At 26.8% G+C, this 21,921-nt stretch carries 24 protein-coding genes; 20 read left to right on the top strand and 4 right to left on the bottom strand.

The window, feature by feature from the left end; translation table 11 throughout:
- The first annotated feature begins 42 nt into the window (after positions 1–42).
- From dnaK to mltA, 3 genes are read left to right on the top strand one after another with little or no spacing between them, the layout of a single operon-like run.
- A complete protein-coding gene (dnaK, locus tag AELL_RS13220) occupies positions 43–1,929 on the top strand; it encodes a molecular chaperone DnaK (RefSeq protein WP_118918401.1) in 1,887 nt (628 codons plus the stop codon).
- Between the two features lie 11 nt (positions 1,930–1,940).
- The gene (locus AELL_RS13215) at positions 1,941–2,240 is read left to right on the top strand and encodes a hypothetical protein (RefSeq protein WP_118918400.1); all 300 of its coding nucleotides are present in this window, start codon (positions 1,941–1,943) and stop codon (positions 2,238–2,240) included.
- Positions 2,240–3,358 carry a murein transglycosylase A gene (gene mltA / locus AELL_RS13210; RefSeq protein ID WP_118918399.1) on the top strand — a complete coding sequence of 373 codons (1,119 nt, stop codon included), beginning with the start codon at positions 2,240–2,242 and terminating at the stop codon, positions 3,356–3,358. The genes AELL_RS13215 and mltA overlap by 1 nt, the downstream gene beginning before the upstream one ends.
- Before the next feature lie 7 nt (positions 3,359–3,365).
- Here the strand turns inward: mltA and AELL_RS13205 are convergent, their stop codons facing one another.
- On the bottom strand, positions 3,366–3,605 hold the full coding sequence (locus tag AELL_RS13205; RefSeq protein WP_118918398.1) for a hypothetical protein: 240 nt from the start codon (positions 3,603–3,605) through the stop codon (positions 3,366–3,368).
- 122 nt (positions 3,606–3,727) lie between these two features.
- Between AELL_RS13205 and AELL_RS13200 the strand changes: the two genes are divergently transcribed.
- Genes AELL_RS13200 through rimK form a run of 5 tightly spaced genes read left to right on the top strand, consistent with a single transcriptional unit; the run spans position 3,728 to position 8,306 of the window.
- Positions 3,728–4,531, top strand: a complete 804-nt coding sequence (locus tag AELL_RS13200) for a phosphatidylserine decarboxylase (RefSeq protein WP_118918397.1) — start codon at positions 3,728–3,730, stop codon at positions 4,529–4,531.
- Positions 4,532–4,548: 17 nt separating this feature from the next.
- Positions 4,549–6,594 (top strand): sensor domain-containing phosphodiesterase, encoded by a 2,046-nt coding sequence (locus AELL_RS13195; RefSeq protein WP_118918396.1) that lies wholly within the window; start codon positions 4,549–4,551, stop codon positions 6,592–6,594.
- Between the two features lie 58 nt (positions 6,595–6,652).
- Positions 6,653–6,877 carry a hypothetical protein gene (locus AELL_RS13190; RefSeq protein ID WP_118918395.1) on the top strand — a complete coding sequence of 75 codons (225 nt, stop codon included), beginning with the start codon at positions 6,653–6,655 and terminating at the stop codon, positions 6,875–6,877.
- Between the two features lie 58 nt (positions 6,878–6,935).
- Positions 6,936–7,361: an ATP-dependent zinc protease family protein gene (locus AELL_RS13185; protein ID WP_118918394.1), complete on the top strand. Its 426-nt coding sequence runs from the start codon at positions 6,936–6,938 to the stop codon at positions 7,359–7,361.
- A gap of 12 nt (positions 7,362–7,373) precedes the next feature.
- Positions 7,374–8,306, top strand: coding sequence for a 30S ribosomal protein S6--L-glutamate ligase (gene rimK / locus AELL_RS13180; RefSeq protein WP_118918393.1), 933 nt, complete (start codon positions 7,374–7,376; stop codon positions 8,304–8,306).
- Positions 8,307–8,321: 15 nt separating this feature from the next.
- On the opposite strand, the gene AELL_RS13175 is transcribed toward rimK, so the two are convergent.
- The gene (locus tag AELL_RS13175) at positions 8,322–8,690 is read right to left on the bottom strand and encodes a rhodanese-like domain-containing protein (RefSeq protein WP_118918392.1); all 369 of its coding nucleotides are present in this window, start codon (positions 8,688–8,690) and stop codon (positions 8,322–8,324) included.
- A gap of 144 nt (positions 8,691–8,834) precedes the next feature.
- Here AELL_RS13175 and AELL_RS13170 point away from each other — a divergent pair, with 144 nt between their 5' ends.
- Genes AELL_RS13170 through AELL_RS13160 form a run of 3 tightly spaced genes read left to right on the top strand, consistent with a single transcriptional unit; the run spans position 8,835 to position 11,751 of the window.
- Positions 8,835–9,197, top strand: coding sequence for a thioredoxin family protein (locus tag AELL_RS13170; RefSeq protein ID WP_118918391.1), 363 nt, complete (start codon positions 8,835–8,837; stop codon positions 9,195–9,197).
- 10 nt (positions 9,198–9,207) lie between these two features.
- A complete protein-coding gene (gene dsbD, locus AELL_RS13165; protein WP_118918390.1) occupies positions 9,208–10,959 on the top strand; it encodes a protein-disulfide reductase DsbD in 1,752 nt (583 codons plus the stop codon).
- A gap of 45 nt (positions 10,960–11,004) precedes the next feature.
- Positions 11,005–11,751: a sulfite exporter TauE/SafE family protein gene (locus AELL_RS13160; RefSeq protein WP_118918389.1), complete on the top strand. Its 747-nt coding sequence runs from the start codon at positions 11,005–11,007 to the stop codon at positions 11,749–11,751.
- 26 nt (positions 11,752–11,777) lie between these two features.
- Here the strand turns inward: AELL_RS13160 and AELL_RS13155 are convergent, their stop codons facing one another.
- Positions 11,778–13,184 carry an anion permease gene (locus AELL_RS13155; RefSeq protein WP_118918388.1) on the bottom strand — a complete coding sequence of 469 codons (1,407 nt, stop codon included), beginning with the start codon at positions 13,182–13,184 and terminating at the stop codon, positions 11,778–11,780.
- A 132-nt stretch (positions 13,185–13,316) separates the two neighbouring features.
- Between AELL_RS13155 and cobT the strand changes: the two genes are divergently transcribed.
- From cobT to AELL_RS13110, 9 genes are read left to right on the top strand one after another with little or no spacing between them, the layout of a single operon-like run.
- Positions 13,317–14,381 carry a nicotinate mononucleotide-dependent phosphoribosyltransferase CobT gene (gene cobT / locus AELL_RS13150; protein ID WP_118918387.1) on the top strand — a complete coding sequence of 355 codons (1,065 nt, stop codon included), beginning with the start codon at positions 13,317–13,319 and terminating at the stop codon, positions 14,379–14,381.
- A gap of 3 nt (positions 14,382–14,384) precedes the next feature.
- Entirely contained in the window at positions 14,385–15,008 is a 624-nt protein-coding gene (locus tag AELL_RS13145) for a GDSL-type esterase/lipase family protein (protein WP_118918386.1), read from the top strand.
- A 23-nt stretch (positions 15,009–15,031) separates the two neighbouring features.
- Positions 15,032–15,631, top strand: coding sequence for a MarC family protein (locus AELL_RS13140; protein ID WP_118918385.1), 600 nt, complete (start codon positions 15,032–15,034; stop codon positions 15,629–15,631).
- Positions 15,631–16,125: a bifunctional adenosylcobinamide kinase/adenosylcobinamide-phosphate guanylyltransferase gene (locus AELL_RS13135; protein ID WP_118918384.1), complete on the top strand. Its 495-nt coding sequence runs from the start codon at positions 15,631–15,633 to the stop codon at positions 16,123–16,125. Before AELL_RS13140 ends, AELL_RS13135 begins: the two co-directional genes overlap by 1 nt.
- On the top strand, positions 16,122–16,868 hold the full coding sequence (locus AELL_RS13130) for an adenosylcobinamide-GDP ribazoletransferase (protein WP_118918383.1): 747 nt from the start codon (positions 16,122–16,124) through the stop codon (positions 16,866–16,868). Before AELL_RS13135 ends, AELL_RS13130 begins: the two co-directional genes overlap by 4 nt.
- On the top strand, positions 16,865–17,878 hold the full coding sequence (locus tag AELL_RS13125; RefSeq protein ID WP_118918382.1) for an aminotransferase class I/II-fold pyridoxal phosphate-dependent enzyme: 1,014 nt from the start codon (positions 16,865–16,867) through the stop codon (positions 17,876–17,878). The genes AELL_RS13130 and AELL_RS13125 overlap by 4 nt, the downstream gene beginning before the upstream one ends.
- Positions 17,872–18,474: a transglutaminase-like domain-containing protein gene (locus AELL_RS13120; protein WP_118918381.1), complete on the top strand. Its 603-nt coding sequence runs from the start codon at positions 17,872–17,874 to the stop codon at positions 18,472–18,474. Before AELL_RS13125 ends, AELL_RS13120 begins: the two co-directional genes overlap by 7 nt.
- Positions 18,475–18,479: 5 nt before the next feature.
- Entirely contained in the window at positions 18,480–19,166 is a 687-nt protein-coding gene (locus tag AELL_RS13115; RefSeq protein WP_118918380.1) for an SDR family oxidoreductase, read from the top strand.
- A 9-nt stretch (positions 19,167–19,175) separates the two neighbouring features.
- Positions 19,176–20,435: a P-loop NTPase fold protein gene (locus AELL_RS13110; protein WP_118918379.1), complete on the top strand. Its 1,260-nt coding sequence runs from the start codon at positions 19,176–19,178 to the stop codon at positions 20,433–20,435.
- Between the two features lie 8 nt (positions 20,436–20,443).
- Here the strand turns inward: AELL_RS13110 and AELL_RS13105 are convergent, their stop codons facing one another.
- Complete coding sequence (locus tag AELL_RS13105) at positions 20,444–21,802, bottom strand: sensor histidine kinase (RefSeq protein ID WP_118918378.1); 1,359 nt, start codon at positions 21,800–21,802, stop codon at positions 20,444–20,446.
- Between the last annotated feature and the right edge of the window lie 119 nt (positions 21,803–21,921).

Below are 21,921 nucleotides of genomic sequence, written 5' to 3'. Positions count from 1 at the left end.
TTATAAATAAAATTAAAACAAAACTTTGATAAAGGATTAAAAATGAGTAAAGTAATAGGAATAGATTTAGGAACAACAAACTCTTGTATAGCAGTTTATGAAAATGGGGAAGCAAAAATTATCCCAAATAAAGAGGGAAAAAACACAACTCCTTCAATTGTTGCATTTACAGACAAAGGTGAAGTTTTAGTTGGAGATCCAGCAAAAAGACAAGCAATCACAAATCCAGAAAAAACTATTTATTCTATTAAAAGAATTATGGGTCTAATGATGGATGAGCCAAATGCAAAAGCTGCTCAATCTAAAGTTGGATATAAAATTGTTGACAGAAGTGGAGCAGCAGCAGTTGAAATCGCTGGAAAAGTATATACTCCACAAGAAATTTCAGCAAAAATTTTATCAAAATTAAAAGCTGATGCAGAAGAATATTTAGGACAAACTGTAACTGATGCAGTTATTACAGTACCTGCATATTTCAATGATGCGCAAAGAAAAGCTACTCAAGAAGCTGGAACAATTGCAGGATTAAACGTACTAAGAATTATCAATGAGCCAACAGCTGCTTCTTTAGCTTATGGTTTAGATAAAAAAGGTGAAGAAAAAGTTCTAGTTTACGATTTAGGTGGAGGAACTTTTGACGTTACTGTTTTAGAAATTGGTGATGGTACATTTGAAGTTCTTTCAACTGATGGAAATGCATTCTTAGGTGGAGATGACTTCGATAACGCGATTATTGATTGGTTAGCAAAAGAGTTCAAAGATGAAAATGGTTTTGATATTAAAAACGACAAAATGGCGTTACAAAGATTAAAAGATGCAGCTGAAAATGCTAAAAAAGAGTTATCATCTGCTGAATCAACAGAGATTAACTTACCATTTATCTCTATGGGAAATGCAGGACCAATTCACTTAGTTAAATCTTTAACAAGAGCAAAATTTGAGTCTATGACTGAACATTTAATAAATGAAACTTTAGACCACATCAAAATTGCATTAAAAGATGCTGGATTAAGTAAAGATGAAATTCAAGAAATTATTATGGTTGGTGGATCTACAAGATTACCAAAAGCTAATAAAGTTGTAAGAGATTTCTTTGGAAAAGACTTAAATAAAGGTGTAAATCCTGATGAAGTAGTTGCAGCTGGTGCCGCTGTTCAAGCTGGAGTTTTAAAAGGTGATGTTAAAGATGTATTATTATTAGACGTTACTCCATTATCTTTAGGAATTGAGACTTTAGGTGGAGTTATGACTAAATTAATTGAAAAAGGTACAACAATCCCTGTTAAAAAATCTCAAGTATTTAGTACAGCTGATGATAATCAACCTGCTGTTTCTATTCACGTATGTCAAGGTGAGAGAGAATTTGCTAAAGATAACAAATCTTTAGGTATGTTTGAATTATCAGATATTCCAGCAGCTCCAAGAGGTGTTCCTCAAATTGAAGTAACATTTGATATTGATGCAAATGGTGTTTTAAATGTATCTGCTAAAGATAAAGGAACTGGAAAAGAGAACAAAATTACTATTTCTGGTTCATCTGGATTAAGTGATGCAGAAATTGAAAAAATGGTTCAAGAAGCAGAAGCAAACAAAGAAGCAGATGCTAAGAAAAAAGCTGTAATTGAAGTAAGAAATCAAGCAGATGCATTATTACACTCTACAAGAAAAACTTTAGAAGAAAATGAAAATGCAATTTCTGAAGATGAGAAAAAAGCAATTATTGATGCAGCAGCTGATTTAGAAGAGACTTTAAAAGATGAAAATGCTACAAAAGAGCAAATTGAAGAAAAATTAAAAACTTTAACTGAAAAATCTCACAAATTAGCAGAAGCTATGTATAAAAAAGAGGGTGGAGACCAAGCTGGTGCTCAACCAAACCAAAAAGCAAAAAAAGATGACGATGATGTTATCGATGCTGAAGTAGAGTAAAACTCTGCTTCATGCAAACTATAATTTTCCTGCTTATAGCCTTTCTTATTTCAATATTTTCTGTCCTTTTATATTTTAATACCAAAAAAAATAGATTAAGTTTACTTCTTAGTGGAGAGTGTCCAACTTGTAAACAAAAAACAAAAACTTTTTTTGATAAAAACAGCAATACAACTTTTACCCATGAAATAATTAGCAGCCGAGTTTTAAAAGACCATGGTTGTTCAGGTGTTAAAGAAGTTGAATTTTCTTGTTCTAATTGTGGTTTAAAAGAGATTCATCCTATAAATTCATCTTCATATTGTAATTAATGAAAAATATATTATTTATTCTTTTTGTTTTATTTTTTGTAACAGCTTGTTCAAGTAAAAAAGAGTTAATTGAAAAAAGTGAAATTAAAAAAGAGACAGCAATAGAAGAAAAAGAACAAATAAATAGAATGGAATTAGTCTCTTTTCCTCAGATTGAGGGATTTTTTGAAGATGATTTAGATTATGCTTTAGAAGTATTTAAAAAAGATTGCAAAAGATCAAAAAGATATGAGTTATTTGAAGAAGTTTGTAAAAAAGCTGAATCTGAAAAAGATGGAAGAAAATTTTTTATAACAAACTTTCAACCATATAAATTAATTGATAGTAAATCAAGTGATGAAGGTACTATCACAGGTTATTATGAACCACTTTTATATGGAAGTTTGAAAAAAACAAAAAAGTATAAATATCCAGTTTATAAAATTCCGAAAAATCTAATTTTTTCAGATGATGAAAATGTGAAAAATCATAAGTCAAGAGGAAAAATGGTTGGAAATAAGATTGTTCCTTATGACACAAGAAAAGAGATAGAAGAAAATCCTAAAAATCCAAATTTAGAAGTAATTGCTTATGTTGATGATAAATATGATCTATTTTTTCTTCATATTCAAGGTTCAGGGAAAATTCAATTAGATAATGGAAAATTGATAAATGTAGGTTATGCTGAACAAAATGGCTGGCCATATACAGGAATTGGAAATTATATGCTTGAAAAAGGGTATTTAACAAAAAATGATTTATCTATTCAAGGTATGAAAGAGTTTTTTATAAAAAATCCTTCAAAAATTGATGAAGTTTTGAATATAAATGCGAGTTACATATTTTTTAAAGTTTCAAAAGAGGGAGCAAAAGGAAGTCTTGGTAGTGTATTAACAGCAAAAAGAAATTTAGCAGTTGATAGAAGTTATATTCCTCTTGGAATGCCAATATTTTTAAGTACAAAAAATCCAATTACAAAAAAACCGATGAATCAATTAATGGTTGCTGCTGATGTTGGTGGGGCTATAAAAGGTGAAATTAGAGCTGATTTTTTCTGGGGATTTGGTTCTACTGCTTTTGAATATGCTGGAAGAATGAAAGAAAAAGGGAAAATGTATATTTTAGTTCCTAAAAAATAGTTGTTGCTTACATGCAACAACCATTTCCACAGCAATTATCTCTTGCTTCTGTATAAAATGAAATCACAAAATTATTAAACATCTCTTGAAGTTCAAAAGTGTGTTTTTTACAAAATTCTGTATTCATAATATTTCTCATTTCTATTGCTTTTGTTAATGCTTCATCTTTTGATTCAAAAGTTAAATTATTTTGTAAATTAGAATTTTTGAAACATCCACATTGATTTGCTACAACTATTTTGTACATTAAAAATATCCTTATAAAAATTGTTAAAATTAAAATGAAAGACTAGCTAAATTTCTATTAAAGCAATTTAAGAAGAAAAAAAGGATAAAATAATATCTTAACTGATTAAAAAAAGGAAAATAATGCATATTACAAATCTAATTTCTCAATATTTTGGAAAGTTCGCTAAAAAAGAGTTCCCAACATTTATTCAAAAAATTATAAATGCAAGTTATGTAAAACTGATGGGACTTAACATGAGTGAATTTAAAAATGCAAGATATTATAAATCTTTAAATGATTTATTCACTAGAGAACTAATAATTAAAAGAGAAATAGATACAGATATAAATACGATTATTTCTCCAACTGATAGTTTAATCACAGAGTGTGGAATTTTAAAAGATGATATTGCATTACAAATAAAAGGTATGGAATACAGCGTAGAAGAGTTATTAACATTCTACTGTACGGATAATTTTGAGAGATTAAAAGATGGTTCATTTATGAATTTTTATCTATCACCAAAAGATTATCATAGATATCACGCACCATGTAATTTTAAATTAAAAAAATTAATTCATGTTCCGGGAAAACTTTATCCTGTAAATTTAAAATATCTAAATAAAGAGTTTGAACTTTTTGTTCAAAATGAAAGAGTAATTTTAGAGTGCGAAAACAATGGAAAACTTTTTTATATGGTTTTTGTTGGAGCATTAAATGTAGGACAAATGGTATTTGAATTTGAAAATAGAGTTGAAACAAATACAGATACAAAAGAGATAAAAGTTTATACTTATGACAATATTGAAATAACAAAAGGTGATTGTTTAGGTTACTTTAAAATGGGTTCAACTGTTGTTATGATTTGGGAAAAAGATTCTGTACAAATAGAGGATTTATTAAATCAAAATGTTAGATTTGGTCAAAAAATAGCAAAAATATAATTTTAAAGAAGTAACATATGAATACTAGAATTTTTCTAAAGATTGCTTGGTTGTTTATTTTAGGACTTTTGTCTTATTTGTTTTTTGTTGTTTTCTTTTTATCGCCAAAAATTAATTATTTTTTAACAAATACAGAAATAAACAATTCTAAAACTCAATTTGATAGAATGGTTTGGGTAATAAATGAAAAATCTAGAAGTATTGAAAATAAAGAAAATTTTGAAAAAGAGATTCAATTATTACTTTCAGGAGTAATTTTAGGAAAATCAGGATATGCCTTTATCTTTGATAGTAAAGGAAAGATTATTTTTGACCCAAGTGGAGAATTTACATCAAAAGAGTTTGACAAATCTTTAATTCCTGGAGTTGAAAAAAAATATTTATTTGAAGAATTGAAAAAAGCTTATAATGAAAAAAGAGTTTTTGAATATAACTGGAATAGAGTTTATGACCCACATAATTATTCTTATGAAAAACTATCTTGGATTGATTATAATGAAAAATTAGATTGGTATATAGTTTCAAATATTTATAAAGATGATTTTACAAGTTTTGTTGCTGGAACTAACTCTTTAATTTTAAATATTTCAATGGTTTTATTTGGTGTATTATCAATTATTGCAATTATAATTAGTGTTAAAGTTATTGCACCTATAAATAAAATGTTTAAAGAAGTTCAAAAAGCAAATGTAACAACTGAGTTTGAAAATGGCGTTAAAGAAAAAGATGAAATAGGATTTTTAGCAACACAATTTAATACTTTACTCGACCAAGTTGAAAATAATAGAAAGAATTTTGAAGAACAAGTTCAAGTTAAAACAAAAGAGATTCAAGATAGGTTATATTATGATGATTTAACAAATCTAAAAAATAGAACAGCTTTAGAAGATGATATAAAAGATAATGATTTTGTATCAATTGCTTTAATTGATGTTGATGCTTTTGGTGATATAAACGAACTTTATGGTTTTTCAACTGGAAATTTAGTATTAATAGAAGTTGCAAAAATATTAAATGAATTTGCAACAAAATTTAGTGTTACTCCATATAGAATTTATGGAAATGTATTTTGTTTAGCAGATAAAAAAATGATGGGTTTTACAAAATATGACGAGTTTATAAGTGAACTTTGTACAATATTTAAAAATAGACCAATTCGTATAGAAGAGTTAGATATTGATGTTTTTATAAATGTTACTTTAGGTATTTCAATTGCTCAAGATGAACCAATAAAAGCAGCAACAATTGCACTTAAAAAAGCAAAAAAAGCAAATATGAAGTTTTTTGTTTACAATAATGAAATTGACACAAAAGAGATTATAAAAAAATCAATGTATTGGAGAGAAAAATTAAAAACAGCAATTGAAGAAGATGCTGTTGTACCTTTTTATCAACCAATTTTTAATAGAAATAATGAGATTGTTAAGTATGAAACATTGATGAGAATAAAAGATGTTAATGAAAAGGGTGAAACTGTTTATTTAAGTCCATTCTTATTTTTAGATATTTCAGTTAAAACAAAACAATATTTACAATTATCAAATCAAATTATTTCAAAAGCTTTTCTTGATTTATCAAAAACAAAAAGACAAATAACTTTTAATTTAAGTTTTAAAGATATTTTAGATACGGATTTTATAATCTCTTTAGATAAAAATATTGATAAATTAGAAAATGAAAATAAACAAAGAGTTGTATTTGAAATTTTAGAAAGTGATTATATTAGTGATTATACTTTGTTAGAAGATTTTATTTTAAAGTATAGAAAACAAGGTATAAAAATAGCAATTGATGATTTTGGAACAGGATATTCAAATTTTGCTCATATTCTAAAAATAAGACCAAACTATATAAAAATTGATGGTTCTTTAATAAAAAATATTAATAATGACAAAAACTCTTATGAAATGGTAAAATCAATAGTTGATTTTTCAAAAGCTTTAAATATAAAAGTTGTTGCAGAATTTGTACATTCAAAAGAAGTATATGAAAATCTTTTAGATTTAGGTGTTGATGAATTTCAAGGTTTTTATTTGGGTGAACCTTCTTTAAAGATTGAGTAATTTTAATTAAACAAAGGTTTATTTTTGTACAATAAAATTAAAATAATAAAGGATTAATATGTCTACAATTACTGAATTAGGAACAATAGCACTTTCTGGTACTAAAAAAGGAAAAATTTCTATCTCTAATGTAACTGAGCCTTATGGAAAAGATACAGCAGATATCGTAAGTATTGGTATTTCATTAAATGGACAAGATATCCAATGGAAATCTCATATCCCTTATGAAAACTTAGAAGAAGTTATCTCAATTTTACAAAAAGCATTAGAGGCTAAAAAGTAAATTTTGTAATTTTTCTGGAATAGTTTTGTGATATAATTAGCTTTTTAAGAGGTAAATTATGTCACAAAAAAAGATTATAGGAAGAAGAGAAATAGTTGATATTTTAGATTTAGAACTATATGGTTTAGATGCTAAAATTGATACAGGAGCTGATTCAAACTCATTACATTGCGATGATATTTTTATTGATAATGAAAATAAAATTGTAACTTTTAAATTATTGGATGAAGTTCATCCAGCTTACCATGGAAAAAAAATAGTAATGCCCCTTTACAAATTAAAAAAAGTAAAAAGTTCAAATGGAACAGTTCAATTAAGAGCGACAATTCAAGTAACAGTCTCTTTTTTTGGAAAAAAATATAAGACAGATATATCATTAACAGATAGGTCAGATATGAAGTATCCTATGTTAATTGGTAGAAAGTTTTTAGTTAATAGATTCCTAGTTGATGTTTCAAAAGAATATCTAACAAAAGTTATATAAAAGAAGGTTCCTATGAGGATTTATATATTATCAAGAAATAAAGATTTGTATTCAACAAAAAGATTAGTTGAAGAGGCAAATAACAAAGGCTGGGAAGTAAGAGTAATAGATTATTTAAAATGTACTATAGAAATTATGAAAGGTGAGTTAGTTGTAAATTATGAAGGTAAAGTTTTACCTCCACCTGATGCTATTATTCCTAGAATTGGAGCAAGTAGAACATTTTATGGGACAGCGATGGTGCGACACTTTGAGATGTTAGATGTATTTAGTACAACAGGAAATTTAGCACTAACAAGAAGTAGAGATAAATTAAGAAGTTTACAAGTTTTATCAAGAAATGGTGTTGATATGCCAAGAACAGTTTTTGCTTCAAATAAATCAAATGCAAAAGATGTGATAGCTTTAAGTGGTGGAGCACCTTTAGTTTTAAAGATTTTAGAGGGAACACAAGGTGTTGGAGTAGTTTTAGTTGATAGTGAAAAAGCTGCTAAATCAGTTCTTGATGCCTTTTATGGAATGGATGTAAATTTACTTGTTCAAGAGTATATTGAAGAAGCGGGTGGAGCTGATATTAGAGCTTTTGTTGTAAATAATGAAGTTGTTGGAGCTATGAAAAGACAAGGTGCAGAGGGAGATTTTAGGTCAAACTTACATCAAGGTGGAAGTGCAACAGCTTACAAACTAAATAGAAAAGAAAAAGCAACAGCAATAGCAGCAGCAAAAGCTATGGGGCTTGGAGTTTGTGGAGTTGATATGATACCATCAAGTAGAGGACCACTTGTAATGGAAGTAAATTCAAGTCCAGGTTTAGAAGGAATTGAAAAATCTACAAATATAAATATTGCAGCAAAAATAATGGATTATATTGAAAAAAGTGTAAAACCAAGATGTGCAATTAATCCTCAAAAAAGAAAAATCAAAAAAGATAATATTGGGGCTTAGGAGTTTTTTAAACTCCTAATTTTTAAAAAGTTTATAAGGAACAGTTTCTCTTTGTTCTTGTTGCCATAAAGCCATTCCTCCAAATAGATGAGCACAATTTTTATAACCTTGTTCGATTAAAAAATTTCCTATATTTCTAGTTCTATTTGCATGGGCACAAATTAAAACAAAAGTTTGTTCTTTTGATGTTACAAGTTTTTCAAATTCAGCCATCCATTTTTCAATATCATAATCACCAAATTCATCAAAAAAAGTAATCAAATGAGCATTTTTTATTACGCCAGTTCTAACCCACTCATCAGGTCGTCTTACATCAATCATCACAATATTATCATTTATCATTTTTTCAACAATTCTTGGTTGTAAATCAACTAATTTATTCATAAAAATATCCTTTATAAAATGTGATGTTAACATAAAATATATAATAAATTCTTATATATAAAAATAAATTTAAAATTATAAATTTGTATAAACAAACTCTTTACAAAGATTAAATATAATAAAAAAAATTTAAAAAGGTAAAGAATGAATAAAGTAATTTTTACACTTCTATTTAGTGTAATTTCTGTTTTTGCATATGAAAATCTAAATATAGATAATTTTGAGTCAAAAATAAAAGGTAAAAATGTTATCGTAGATTTTTATGCTTCTTGGTGTCCTCCATGCAAAATTTTGGCAAATAACTTAGAAGATTTCGATGTTATAAAACCTGAAAATGTTGAAATTTTTAAAGTTGATATTGATGAACAATATGTTTTGGCTAAAAAATATGGAGTTTCAAAACTTCCAACTCTTGTATATTTTAAAGATGGAAAACCAATTAAAGAGTATGTTGGTATTTTAAGTAAAGAAGAGTTACTTTTAACTTCTCAAGAAAATTTTAAATAAAAGATAAAAAATGAAAAAAATTTTACTATTTTTACTTACTTTTGTATATTCATTTTCATTAGAATTAAATCCAAAAGTTTTAGAACCTGAAGAGGCATTTAAAACAACTTTTACGAAAAATCAAGATGATTTGAATATAAAATTGGAGTTAGGCAAAGATATATATTTATATGATGATAAAATCAAGATTCTTGTATCAAAACCTCAAAAAATTGATATTACAGAAGAGCTTAATGTTCCTGAACCTGTAACTTATGATGAGTTTATAGTTCATTTTAATAATTTAGATTTAACTATTCCTTTTAGTTTATTAAAATCAAAAATTGATTCAAATGAATATGAAATAGAGTTTCATTTCCAAGGTTGTTCAAAACTTGGGCTTTGTTATGCGCCAATTAATGAAAAATATCTATTAACTTTGGCTGAAGTTGCACCAAAAGTTGAAACAAAAAAAGATATAGAGCAAAAGATAGAAACAAATGAAAATCTTAGTGAAACAGATAGTATTGCAAATAGTTTAAAAGAGAAAAATCTACTTTTAGTTTTAGTTACATTTTTTGGATTTGGATTACTTTTATCTTTAACTCCTTGTGTTTTTCCAATGATTCCAATTTTATCTTCGATAATTGTTGGTGCTTCAAAAAATGAAACTATGACAGCTAGTCGAGGTTTCTTTTTATCTTTAGTTTATGTTTTATCAATGAGTGTTGCATATACAATAGCTGGAGTGATTGCAGGAATTTTTGGAGCAAATTTACAAGTTGCTTTACAAAATCCTTATGTTTTAGTTGTTTTTGCTTTAGTTTTTGTTGCACTTGCATTTTCAATGTTTGGCTATTTTGAAATAAAACTTCCACAATCTATTCAAACAAAATTAAATAAAACTACTGATGGAAAAGAGAAACAAGGAATCGCTGGAATTGCTATTATGGGATTCTTATCAGCACTTATTGTTGGTCCTTGTGTTGCTCCACCACTTGCAGGAGCATTAGTTTATATTGGACAAACTGGTGATGCTCTTCTTGGTGGATTAGCTTTATTTGTTATGAGTTTAGGAATGGGAGTTCCATTACTTCTAATTGGTTTAGGTGCAGGAAAATTTATGCCAAAACCTGGTGGTTGGATGGAAAGTATTACAAGAATTTTTGGAATAGTAATGTTAGGTGTTGCAATTTGGCTTTTAGATAGAGTTTTAGATGCAACTATAATTATCTATTTATGGGCATTATTACTTTTAGGAAGTGCAATTTATCTAAAGATTTATCAACATATTTTAACTCAGTTGATTACAGTTGTACTTTTCATTTTAGGTGTTGTTTTATTTGTAGGGGCAATTAGTGGTGCAACTAATCCTTTAAATCCTTTGGAAAAATTCACTTCATCAAAAGCAGTACAAAGTTTAGATGAAAAACTTGTATTTACAAAAATAAAAAATATTCAAGAGCTTGAACTTGCAATTAAAAACTCAGATAAACCTGTGATGTTGGATTTTTGGGCTTCTTGGTGTATTGCTTGTAAAGAGTTTGAAGAGATAACATTTAAAGATGAAGAGGTTATTAAAAAACTTCAAGGTTTTACACTTTTAAAAGCTGATGTTACAGCAAATAATGATGATGACAAAGCTTTACAAAAAATGTTTGGAATAGTTGGACCTCCAGGAATTATTTTCTGGGATAAAGATAAAAAAGAGATTACCTCTTCAAAAATTGTTGGATATAAAAATCCAAAAGAGTTTTTGGAAATCTTAAATAAAAATTTCTAAACTTAAATCAAATTTATCTATAATAAATCTTTTTTAGGATTTATTATGGATTTTACCACTGACTTTTTAATTATCTTTTCTATTATCCTTTTAGTCTCTTCTTTAGTTCATGGAACTATTGGTTTTGGTTTTCCTATGATTGCAACTCCACTTTTAGCTATGGTAACAGATGTTAAAACAGCAATTTTATATATTGCAATTCCTACTCTTTTTATAAATCTTATATCTATTTACAGTGAAGGAAACTTTATACAAGCAGTAAAAAGATTTTATCCAATAGCAATTTTAGCTATGATAGGAAGTGCAATAGGAACACAAATATTGATTTTTAGTAGTTCAGATTTTTTTAAATTATTACTTGCACTTTCAATATTTTTATATCTATTTATTCAAAAATTTAGAATTGAAATGAAATGGATAAGGGAAAAGAAAAGATTATCTATGGTTGTATTTGGATTAATTGCTGGAATTATTGGTGGTTTAACAAATGTAATGGCATCTATTTTAATAATATATTCACTTGAATCGAAACATACAAAAAAAGAGATAATTCAATCAACAAATTTATGTTTTTTATTTGGAAAAGTTATTCAAATAGTTCTTTTTACAATTCATGGTTCATTTACTGAAGAGTTGATAATAACTTCATTTAGCAGTTTGATTATTGTATTTATTTCCATGTTTATTGGACTTAAAATTAAAGATAAAATTCCTCAAGAGAGTTATAAAAAAGTTATAAAAATAGTTTTATTTATGATAGCTTGTTTTTTAACATATCAAACGATTATTTAAAAGAGAGAAACTCTCTTTTAAATATTTTAGATAAATATAAATGCTCCAACAACAATAACGGCAAGATAAAGTGCTCCAAAAATTGCACCTAATGCCCACCATCTTGCTTGAGAGATATATCCAGCACCATACCAAATAGGAGAAGGTCCAGTTCCATATGGAGTGATAATTCCCATAACCCCTAAACTTCCAGCTAAAATAACTGTAAATGGAATTATTTGTTCTGGTGGTAACAGTGTTGCTGCAATAGTCATAAATACAGGAATTAAAGCTGTAACATGAGCAGTAACACTTGCAAAGAAATAGTGTAATAAAAAGAATAATATTACTAATGCTATTATCAGAGTTGTTGAATTCATTCCTGACAACATAGTTTGAGTATTTGCTCCAATCCAGTCTAAAATACCTACTTTTTTAAGTCCAGCTGCCATTGCAACTAAAGTTGAGAACCAAATAAGTACATTAAATGCAGCTTTATTTGAAAGTAAGTCATCCCATGTAATAACATTTGCTAAAACCATAATTGCAACAATAGAGATGGCAACAGTTGTAGAATCAACACCAAACTCTTTTCCAAAAATCCATAAAACAAGAGCAATTGTTGCTAAAGATGCCATTAAATACTCTTTAAAAGTAACAGGTCCTAGTTTTTTTAACTCTTCACTAGCCCAAGCTGGAGCTTCTGGAGATTTTTTTTGTGTTGGTGGATAGATTACATAAGTTAACCAAGGAGTTAATAAAAATAATGGAATCATTAATGGTAACATTACTCCTGCCCATTCTCCCCAACTAATAACATGACCTGTACTTTTTCCAATTAAATCAACTGCTAATAGATTTGGAGCAAGAGCTGTTAGGAACATAGAACTTGTAACACAAGTAGTTGCAATTGCAACCCAAGAGATATATGCACCTAATTTTCTTGGATCCTTGTCAGGATATGAGTCGAAAATATGTGGAATATTAATAGCAACAGGATAAACAGAACCACCACTTCTTGCAGTGTTTGATGGCATAAATGGTGCTAAAATTAAGTCAGAAAATGCAACAGCATATCCAAGACCTAATGAGCTTTTCCCCATAAATTTAACCATGATTAAAGAAACTCTTTTCCCAAGTCCTGTTTTTTCGTAACCTCTCGCAAACATAAATGCTGCAAAGATTAACCAAATAACACTATTTGAAAATCCTGAAAGTGCCCAAGTGATACTCTCTTTAGGATTTCCAACTAATCCTATTAGTGCAACAAATGAAATACCTGTAAAACCTACAAGCGCAGCAGGAACAGGCTCAAGAATAAGCCCTACAACAACAGCAAAAAATACTGCTAAAAAATGCCATGCGTTAGCTGACAAACCTTCTGGTGCAGGAATGAACCAGAAAATGACTAAGACTGCAAGTGGTGCAATCATTTTTAACATTTGATTTGACATAAATCCTCCTTATTGAAATTATGAAAACATTATATAATAATTTAGTTACAAAATAAATATAAGCTAATATTAAAAAATACGTATTTATCTAATATTTGTTATACTTCTAAAAAATTATTTATAAGGTTTTTAATGAATTTTGAAACAATTTTAGGAAAAGTAGATTTTTTAGAATTTTTGAGGGGTAAAAAAGCAACTTTTTTACTTAGTTGCAGTGTTACAAAAACATGTGAAATTCCAAACATTTCACAAGCTGGAATCCCTGGAAAACTTTATCTTACACCAACTCTTGATGCTGAGTTTTTATGCACAAAAGAAGTACGTTCACTTCCTGATATTGCACAAACTCCAAAGGGTGTTCCAACACCTGCACTTATAACAAGAGCAATCCATGAGTTAAATCCATATTCAAATATAGAGATTTTAAATTTAGGATTGGAGGTAATTCCTCAAATTAATTATTTTAAAATTCATAATTTTGATATAAAACCAAGTGAATCAATTACAGCTGGTGCAAAAATAGAAGCTATGGAAATATTTCAAAAAGGTTTAGAGTTTGGACAAAATTATCAAACAAAAGATGAATATGTGATTTTAGCTGAAACAATTCCAGCAGGAACTACAACAGCAAATGCAACTGCAAAAGCTCTTGGTTATGAATGTGATGGATATTTTTCAAGTTCATTTAAAAATAATCCAAGTGATATAAAAAATGAAACTATAAAAAAAGCACTTGATACTATAGATAAAAATGATGATATTTTTGAAAAATTATCAAAAGTTAGTGATAATATGATTATTTTTAATGCGGGATTTATACTTGGAAGTAGGGTAAATGAGTTAAAAGTTATTCTTGCTGGTGGAACTCAAATGGCATCAGTTTTACTTGTGGTAAATTCTATTTTAAAAAGTATGGATGGAGAGATAGATTCTTCAAATCTTGCCCTTTGTACAACTAAATGGATAAGTAAAGATGAAAATTCAAATATTAAAGCAATTTTAGAACAACTTGATTTTCCTATTAATACATATGCAAGTGAGTTTGATTTTTCTTTATCAAATCATCCTGCACTTAAACTTTATGATGAAGGTGAAGCAAAAGAGGGAGTTGGTTGTGGAGCAGCTTTATGTTATGCCACTATAAATGGTTTAACAAAAGAGCAAATTACAAATAAAATAGAGAGTTTTTTAGGATAAAAGATGAAAAAGATTTTGATATTGTTTTTTGGAAGTATGATTATGTTACAAGCTTGGCAAATACAAGATGACCCATATTATAAACATAGAAAGAGCCAATTTGAGATGTTGAAAAATAGTGATAAATATGAAACTATGATGTTAGGTGATTCAATAACAGACGAAGGTTTATGGGATGAACTTTTAGAAAATAACAAAGTTCAAAATAGAGGAATTAGTGGAGATACTACAAGTGGAGTATTGGATAGATTAGATAGTATAAATAAAAGTATAAAACAAGTTTTTATAATGATTGGTGTAAATGATATTATGCGAGGAAAAGAAGTTGATGAAATTTATAACAATTATATGAAAATAATTAAAACTTTTAAAGATAAAAATATAAAAGTTTATATTCAATCAACACTTTTTATTGGTGAAAAAAGAATGGAAAATTTTAACCCAAAAGTTGAAGAGTTAAATAAAAGATTAGAAAAATATGCAAATGAAAATCAAATCACATTTATAAATCTAAATCCAATTTTTGCACCACAAAAAGTATTAAAAAAAGAGTTTACATCAGATGATTTACATCTAAATGGAAGTGCCTATAAACTTTGGGCAAATGAGATTAAAAAATATTTTTAATCTTTATATAATTTAGGATTTTTATGGATTTATTTATTTCAACATTTTTAAAAATGTTTTTTATTATGGCACCTTTTTTTGCTTTGACAGTATTTTTAACTGTAACTCAAGAAGCAAGTGCAAAACAAAAAAAGGCTTTGGCTATTAAGGTTACCATTTCGGTAATCATTACAAGTATGATATTGTTATTTTTTGGAAAACATATATTTACAATCTTTGGAATTACCCTTGATGCCTTTAGAATAGGAGCAGGAGCTTTACTATTTTTAACAGCTATTGAGTTGGTAAAAGGAAGTAAAGATAGTGCAAAAGTTGGAGATAAAGATGTCCTTCAATTAGCTGTTGTACCTTTATCAATTCCTGTTATTGTAGGACCTGGAACAATAGGTATTTTACTTGTTATGGGTGCCACTTTTGAAGATACTTCTTCTATGTTAACTGGAAGTTTAGCTTTGATTAGTGCTGTTTTAGTAATAGGTTTTATGCTTTATAGTTCAAGTATATTTGAAAGAATGATGGGAAAACAAGGACTTTTAGTTATTTCAAAAATCACAGGTTTGATTTTGGCTGCTTTATCTGCTCAGATTGTATTTACTGGTATTAAAAACTTTTTGGAACTTTGATGAAAATATTTTATTTTGGTGGGCAAAAATCAGGAAAAACAAAAGCTGGAATTAAAAAAGCTTTAGAATTATCAACAAATGAAAAACCATATTATGTGGCAACTTATGATAACTCTTTTGGGGATGATTCTATGCAAAATAGAATAGATAAACATATTTTAGAGAGAAAAGAAGATTTTATCACTATTGAAGAGCCAAAAGATTTAACGAAAATTGTTGAAGTTAATAAAACATATTTGATAGATTGTGTTTCTATGTGGCTTTTTAACAATCTTGAAGAGAAAGAAGAGACTCTAAAAACACAGCTTCAAAAGATTTGCCAAATAGAAACAAATATCATTTTTATTTTAAATGATGTCTCTTGTGGAATAATTCCATTTGATAAAGAGTCACGAAGATTTGTAGATTTTTCAGGTCTAATTGGACAAGAGTTAGCAAAACTTTGTGATGAGGTTTATGAGGTGAAATATGGAATTGAAAGAAGATTAAAATGAAACAAATATCAAACGCTTTTTTCTTTGCACTTTCTTATTTTACTATAATTCCAGTATTTGTTAAAAACATGGAAATAAACAATGAAACTTACAAATATACTTTAGTTTTATTGCCACTTGTTGGAGCTATTTTATCTTCACTTGTAATTGGATTAAATTTTGGTTTAAATGAATTTTTTAATCCTTTATATTCTGCTTTTGTTTGCGCAGTTGTATATCTAGCACTTTATGGATTTATTCATACAGAAGCAATAATAGATGTGGTTGATGCTTGGTTTGCTTCATATAGTGGAAAAGATGCTTATAAAATCATGAAAGAATCAACTATTGGAGCAATTGGTGCTTTATATGGTGTGGCTTTTGTTTTATTAAAAGTAGGAATACTCACTTATGTTTTATATGAAAAACAATATGTTTTATTTTTGATTGTTTGCATTCTTTCAAGACTAAATTTGATTTATTTGCTTGGATATTTTAAATTTAGTAAAGATAGTTTTTTATCTTTGGCTTTTGCAAACTCTGGGATTTTTCAACTAAAAATTTTTGCTTTCATTTATGTGATTTTTGCATTTTTTATTGGCTCAAATGTTTTGGTTTTATTTGTTTTAAGTTTAGCTAGTTTTTATATTATTCTAAAAATCTTAAACAATAAATTCGGTTTTGTAAATGGTGATTGTTTAGGTTTTACCCTTGAACACACAGAATTAATACTTTTAAATATAGGACTAGCGATAATATTATGAAAACATTTGAACATGGTGGACAAATAGAAAAATTTGCCTTTGATTTAGGTTGTAGTGTGACTGAAATAATTGATTTATCTTCAAATATAAATTTTGTAAAACCTCAAATTAATATTGATTTTAACACTTTAGATATTTCATCATATCCAACTTATGATAAGTTATATGAAAAAATAGCTTTTAATTATGGAGTTGAAACTTCTCAGATAGAACTTTTTAATGGTGGAAGTTCTGCTATTTTTACTCTATTTAAACATCTAAATCTAAACTCTTGCACTATTTATTCACCTGCATATTTAGAGTATAAAAAAGCTGCTTTAAATTTTGAATATGAACTTCATACAATAGATAGATTTGAAAATATAAAAGAAGATGTAAAAGAGAACTCTTTAGTGATTTTTGTAAATCCTTCAACACCTGATGGAAAATATTATGATTTAGAAGAGTTGATGGAATTTTGGATAAAAAAATCTTGTACGATTTTGATAGATGAGAGTTTTTTAGATTTTTGTGATAAACCAAGTGCTATAAAATACCTAGAAACTTACGATAAATTGTATATTCTAAAATCAATGACAAAGTTTTATTCAAGTGCTGGAATACGAGTTGGAACAATAGTTTCTACAAAAGAGAACATAAAAAAACTAAAAGAGTTTGAACCTATGTGGAAATTATCACAGTTTGATTCAAATTATTTACAAGCAGCACTTGAAGATAAACTTTTTAAATCAATTTCAAAAGCTATAAATATTAAAAATAAAATAGAGTTAGAAAATATTTTAAAAAACTCAACTTTAGTGGAAGAGATTTTTGAAAGTAGTGCAAACTATGTTTTAGTAAAACTAAAAAATCTAAGTGCAAAAAAGTTTCAAGAGTTATTAAAACCATATAAAATTATGGTTAGGGATTGTTCAAATTTTGATTATTTAAACTCTTCACATGTAAGAATTGCAGTGAAAAGTTCAAATGCAAATGAAACTTTACAAAAGGCATTAAACGAGATATGTTAATAGAAAATAGATTTTTAAAATATCTTTCTTTTTTAATCTCTTTTGTTTTTATAACTTATGTGATTTATATAATCATCTCTTCATTTTTTATAGTTAAAAATCAGTTTATAGATATTGGGGATTCAACTTATGTAAACCAAGTTAGAACTGATGATTACACTATAAAATTAGCAGACTTTTTAACAAAAAATTGTAATAAAAATAAAATCTGCGAAGTTCAAGCAATGCTTGATTTTACGACAGCTATTCCATATAAAATAAATGAAAGTATCGCAAGAAGTGCAAAACAAGTGGTTGAACAAAACTTTGGAGATTGTGATGACAAATCAAATCTTTTGATTTCAATGTTAAAAGTGCGTGGATATGAAGCCTATTTTGTACTTGTTCCTGAACATATTTTTGTTATTGTGGATTTAGAAAAACTACCAAATAAAAAAGCACTTTATGTAAATGATAAACGGTTTTATATTTTAGAAAGTACAGCAACAAATTCTAAAATAGGATTTCCTTTAAAATATAAATTAGACGAAATAAATGCAATAATTGACCCTTTTGTAAATAAAAAACTTGTAGTAAATAAATTAGAATATAAGTAGGTAAAATGAAAAACATTATAATAACTGGTGCATCACATGGTATTGGACGAGCAATAGCAAAAAGTTTAAGAAAAAAATATCATGTTATAAATATAGATATTGTTGAAAACAAAATGGAAAAAGTTGATTTTTATAAATGTGATTTATCTGATAAAAGTCAGCTTTTAAAAACAATTGAAAAAATAAAAACAAATATTGATTCACTTGATGTACTTATTAATAATGCAGCGATTTTCTCTTCAAAAATTTTAGAAAAACAGACTTTTGAAGAGTGGGAAAATATAATAAATACAAACCTAACTGCTCCATATATTCTCTCTAAAGAGTTTGCAAGTTTTTTAAAAACTTCAAAAGGTCATATTATAAATATCTCTTCAACAAGAGCTTTGATGAGTGAAGTTGGAACGGAAGCTTATAGTGCTTCAAAAGGTGGAATTAGCTCTTTAACTCACGCTCTTTCTATGTCATTAAGTCCTGAAGTAAAAGTAAACTCAATAACTCCTGGTTGGATAAATACAAATGAAGAGTATATTCCAACAAAAAATGACAATCTTCAACATCCAAGTGGAAGAGTTGGAACTCCTGATGATGTGGTTGATGTTGTTAAATTTTTACTAAAAAATAAAGGTTTTATAACAGGAAGTGATTTTGTAGTTGATGGTGGAATGACTAAAAAAATGATTTATGTTTAGGAATTTATTATGGAAAAATCAAATCAACAAAGATTAGAAGAGTATTTAGTTGGAACTAATGGTTATTTGAAAAAAGATATTTCAAACGGTAAAGTTATTATGTTTTCTGGAAAATGGGGAAGTGGTAAAACTTTTTTTTGGAAAGAATTAAGTAACAATGAAATAATACAATATCAAGAAGAAAATCAAAAAGCTTATGTTTATTGTAGTTTATATGGAAATACATCAATTGAAAAAATCGAAGATAATATTTATGCACAAGCTTATTTGTGTTCTGTTGGTGGAGAAAATATTGTTTTGAAAGGATACAAAAAAGCTAAAGATTTTGGAAAAAGATTTGGTAGTTTTTGTTCACTTTTTGATGTATCAAAATTAGTTGATGGCATAGATGAAATTCAACAAAATAATATCAAAAAAAGTGCTTTATTATATCTTTCAAATGGTGGATTAATCTGTTTTGATGATTTCGAAAGAAAATCAAAAGATATAGATTTAAATGACTTATTTGGTTTAATTTCACATTTTGCAATAGATTTAGATTGTAAAGTAGTGATTATTTTAAATGATGATGTTTTTGAAGGTGAAGAAAAAAAGATTTTTTCAAATGTAAAAGAAAAATCTGTATCTAAGTTTTTGAAATATGAACCAACTATAAAAGAACTTTTTGAAACTATTTTTAGTATTGGAAAATATAGAGTTTTAGATAACTATAAAGATATTATTTTAAAAACTATTAAAGAAACAGAAGAGTTAAATGCAAGAATTTATATTCAAGTTTTAGATAATTTAGTTGAGTGGATTGATAAAAAACAAGAAACAGATGAAGATATTTTAAGATGTTTGATTTTGGTGAATATTAATTTTATTTTATATCACACAACTTTATGTAGAGAAAAACCTAAAGATGAGAAAAAGAATTTTTATATACATTATATTGGAAAATTAAAAGATTGGGAATTTGACTATTTTATGATTAATTGGTTTGGAATGGCAGGAGTTGATTTCGATTATACTGTTGACACAATGGAAAATGCTCATGTAAAACATCCAGAAAATTTTGAAAAATATGTAATTAGATTAAAAAATAAGAAAATATATAAAAAAGATATCTCCGAAGAAAAAGCTAACGAAATAAAAAAATTCATAGAGGATAATTTAATACTATTCAAAAGTGATTATTTCGCAAATAGCCTAGATATTTCAAAAAATGTAAATGATAAAACTTTCCAAAAAATCAACAACTTTATAGAAACAGGAATATTAATCTAAAACACAAACTATTTCAAAGGCAATTTGATAATAAATTTTGCACCAAATTGCCCATTTTTTGCTTCTACTGTTCCTTTAAAATATTTTTTGATTATATGGTAAGTGATATATAATCCAAGACCAGTTCCTTGACTTTGGTGTTTTGTTGTAAAGTATATATCAAAAACTTTTTTTAGATTTTCTTGTTTTATTCCACCTGCATTATCTTCAATCTCTATAAAAATAAAAGAGTTTTCCACATAAGTTTTTATATAAATCTCTTTATTTTCAATTTGATTAGTGATTAGAAAATCCCTTGAATTATTAAAAATACTTAGTAGTGCTTGGGATAATTTTGTGCTATTTCCTACTATAAAAATTTCATCTTTATAAAAATCTTTGTTTATATTGATATTGTAGGTTTTTAAACTCGAATCTAAAACAAAAAGAGTTTTTTCGATTATTTGATGTAATTTTATATTTTCCAAAATTTCATCAATTTTTATAAACTCATTAAAATTATTTATGGTATTTGATAGATAATCCACTTTTGACATAATAATATCGATTTTATCTGTTAGTTCTTCATTTGAGATTTTTATACTACTTGCAATAGTTGATATTACTGATAAAGGTTGTCGCCATTGATGGGAAACATTTACGATTACTTCTTCCATTTGTGAAAAATGAAATTGTTGTTGGATTATTTTCTCTTTTTCTAAATTTTCTTCTATAGCTTCATCTATTCTTGTTTTTAAAGAAGCATTTAGTTCATTTAACTCTTTTTCTTTTTGAGCACTAATTCTAATAGAAGGTATAACGATAAACAAGGCTTCAAGCAAAATTGTTAAAATAGTTCCAAATAGAATAAATTTTTCTCTTTTTAACAACTCTGCTGTTTTTTCATCACTCTCTTTTTGAAAAACATAAACAGCTTTATCTAAAAGAGGTAATAACTCAAAAGAGTCTTTTTCAATCTCTTTTAAAAGATTAAAATCATTTGATTTATAAAATTGTTCTACCAACTCAAAATAGTTTTTTACCTTTTTATCTAAATTATCATTTTGGGAAAAATAGATATTCCAAACTTCCTTTGAAGTTAGATTGTTTGAGATATGAAAGTAATCCTCTTTCATTAAGTTGATTAACTCTTTTAGATGAGTTTTTAGATTTTCATCTTTTGATTCAAAATATCTTTTTGCTATAAGTGTAGTTTTTTGGGAAAGCATTCTTTGTTTTCCACTAAGATTTATTATTTTGGCATAAATTTCTTGATTGCGAATTTGAGTATTCATTGTAAAATAGGCAAAAAATGCCCAAGCAATAAGACTCGAAAATACTATGAAGTAAATATATTTAAGGTTGAAAACATTTACAAATTTTTTCATTTTTTATTCTTTATTTTAAGAATTAATACATATACTTAGCTTTCATATTATATCTGTATTCTTAAAAAATTAATAAATAAACTGTATATAAAATAACTATAAAAAATATTAAAAAATCG

It is taken from the genome of Arcobacter ellisii, from assembly GCF_003544915.1.
In the GTDB taxonomy this organism is placed as follows: Bacteria; Campylobacterota; Campylobacteria; order Campylobacterales; family Arcobacteraceae; genus Aliarcobacter; species Aliarcobacter ellisii.
Note: the sequence above shows the minus strand (reverse complement) of the source record. Positions and strands in the feature narration are given on the sequence as shown.

Excerpts from the sequence above, each read along its gene's own strand:
- AELL_RS13205 (WP_118918398.1), bottom strand. The coding sequence starts at position 3,605 with ATGTACAAAATAGTTGTAGCAAATCAATGTGGATGTTTCAAAAATTCT.
- AELL_RS13190 (WP_118918395.1), top strand. The coding sequence starts at position 6,653 with ATGTCTACAATTACTGAATTAGGAACAATAGCACTTTCTGGTACTAAA.
- AELL_RS13170 (WP_118918391.1), top strand. The coding sequence starts at position 8,835 with ATGAATAAAGTAATTTTTACACTTCTATTTAGTGTAATTTCTGTTTTT.
- AELL_RS13145 (WP_118918386.1), top strand. The coding sequence starts at position 14,385 with ATGAAAAAGATTTTGATATTGTTTTTTGGAAGTATGATTATGTTACAA.
- dnaK (WP_118918401.1), top strand. The coding sequence starts at position 43 with ATGAGTAAAGTAATAGGAATAGATTTAGGAACAACAAACTCTTGTATA.
- AELL_RS13120 (WP_118918381.1), top strand. The coding sequence starts at position 17,872 with ATGTTAATAGAAAATAGATTTTTAAAATATCTTTCTTTTTTAATCTCT.
- AELL_RS13175 (WP_118918392.1), bottom strand. The coding sequence starts at position 8,690 with ATGAATAAATTAGTTGATTTACAACCAAGAATTGTTGAAAAAATGATA.
- cobT (WP_118918387.1), top strand. The coding sequence starts at position 13,317 with ATGAATTTTGAAACAATTTTAGGAAAAGTAGATTTTTTAGAATTTTTG.
- AELL_RS13185 (WP_118918394.1), top strand. The coding sequence starts at position 6,936 with ATGTCACAAAAAAAGATTATAGGAAGAAGAGAAATAGTTGATATTTTA.
- AELL_RS13105 (WP_118918378.1), bottom strand. The coding sequence starts at position 21,802 with ATGAAAAAATTTGTAAATGTTTTCAACCTTAAATATATTTACTTCATA.
- AELL_RS13140 (WP_118918385.1), top strand. The coding sequence starts at position 15,032 with ATGGATTTATTTATTTCAACATTTTTAAAAATGTTTTTTATTATGGCA.
- AELL_RS13155 (WP_118918388.1), bottom strand. The coding sequence starts at position 13,184 with ATGTCAAATCAAATGTTAAAAATGATTGCACCACTTGCAGTCTTAGTC.
- mltA (WP_118918399.1), top strand. The coding sequence starts at position 2,240 with ATGAAAAATATATTATTTATTCTTTTTGTTTTATTTTTTGTAACAGCT.
- AELL_RS13115 (WP_118918380.1), top strand. The coding sequence starts at position 18,480 with ATGAAAAACATTATAATAACTGGTGCATCACATGGTATTGGACGAGCA.
- AELL_RS13195 (WP_118918396.1), top strand. The coding sequence starts at position 4,549 with ATGAATACTAGAATTTTTCTAAAGATTGCTTGGTTGTTTATTTTAGGA.
- dsbD (WP_118918390.1), top strand. The coding sequence starts at position 9,208 with ATGAAAAAAATTTTACTATTTTTACTTACTTTTGTATATTCATTTTCA.
- rimK (WP_118918393.1), top strand. The coding sequence starts at position 7,374 with ATGAGGATTTATATATTATCAAGAAATAAAGATTTGTATTCAACAAAA.
- AELL_RS13135 (WP_118918384.1), top strand. The coding sequence starts at position 15,631 with ATGAAAATATTTTATTTTGGTGGGCAAAAATCAGGAAAAACAAAAGCT.
- AELL_RS13160 (WP_118918389.1), top strand. The coding sequence starts at position 11,005 with ATGGATTTTACCACTGACTTTTTAATTATCTTTTCTATTATCCTTTTA.
- AELL_RS13215 (WP_118918400.1), top strand. The coding sequence starts at position 1,941 with ATGCAAACTATAATTTTCCTGCTTATAGCCTTTCTTATTTCAATATTT.
- AELL_RS13200 (WP_118918397.1), top strand. The coding sequence starts at position 3,728 with ATGCATATTACAAATCTAATTTCTCAATATTTTGGAAAGTTCGCTAAA.
- AELL_RS13130 (WP_118918383.1), top strand. The coding sequence starts at position 16,122 with ATGAAACAAATATCAAACGCTTTTTTCTTTGCACTTTCTTATTTTACT.
- AELL_RS13110 (WP_118918379.1), top strand. The coding sequence starts at position 19,176 with ATGGAAAAATCAAATCAACAAAGATTAGAAGAGTATTTAGTTGGAACT.
- AELL_RS13125 (WP_118918382.1), top strand. The coding sequence starts at position 16,865 with ATGAAAACATTTGAACATGGTGGACAAATAGAAAAATTTGCCTTTGAT.